This is a genomic window from Blautia sp. AF14-40 (assembly GCF_003479665.1).
GTDB classification, from domain to species: Bacteria; Bacillota; Clostridia; order Lachnospirales; family Lachnospiraceae; genus Fusicatenibacter; species Fusicatenibacter saccharivorans.
Window position 1 is genome coordinate 1 of record NZ_QUHK01000082.1, and the last position, 859, is coordinate 859.

The 859-nt window shown below is 59.4% G+C and carries 1 protein-coding gene; it reads left to right on the forward strand.

The genetic code is table 11. From position 1 onward, the window contains the following. Positions 1–859 (forward strand): MobQ family relaxase (mobQ, locus tag DWW13_RS19605; RefSeq protein ID WP_243026206.1); only part of this gene is annotated, 859 nt, incomplete at both ends.

Below are 859 nucleotides of genomic sequence, written 5' to 3' on the forward strand. Positions count from 1 at the left end.
AGATTTCTGTCATATCCCCGTCAGTATTATCAAGCGCAGCGAGGGCCGTTCCGCTGTTGCCGCAGCCGCCTACCGCAGCGGAACCAAGCTGACGAATGAATGGGACGGCCTGACCCATGATTACACCCGGAAGGGCGGCATTGTCCATGCGGAAATCATGCTGCCCGCCCACGCCCCGCCAGAGTTTGCAGACCGCTCCACCCTCTGGAACAGTGTGGAGCAGATCGAGAAAGCCAGGGACAGCCAGCTTGCCCGCGAAATTGAGGCGGCGTTGCCCCGCGAACTATCCAGGGAACAGCAGCTTGCCCTTGTCCGGGCCTATGTGAAGGAGAATTTTGTGGACAAGGGGATGTGCGCCGATTTTGCCATCCACGACAAGGGAACCGGCAACCCCCATGTTCATATCATGCTGACCGTCCGGCCCCTGAAAGAAAATGGCGCATGGGGCGCAAAGTGCCGCAAGGCATACGACCTGGACGAAAACGGCCAGCGTATCCCGGACGGGAAAGGCGGCTGGAAGAACCACCGGGAGGACACCACCGACTGGAACGACAAAGGGAATGTGGAGATTTGGCGGGCGGCATGGGCGGCCTGCACCAACCGGGCATTGGAGGCCGCCGGTCATCCCGCCCTGGTAGACCACCGCAGCTACAAGCGGCAGGGCATTGATAAGATCCCCTCTGTCCATCTGGGGCCAGCCGCCAGCCAAATGGAAAAGCGCGGTATCCGCACAGACAAGGGAGAAGTAAACCGGCAGATCGCCGCCGACAACAAGCTGCTGAAAGAAATCAAAGCCCGCATTACCCGTCTTTATCGCTGGTCGAAAGCCGAAACGGAAAAACCACAAACACAGCAAAGC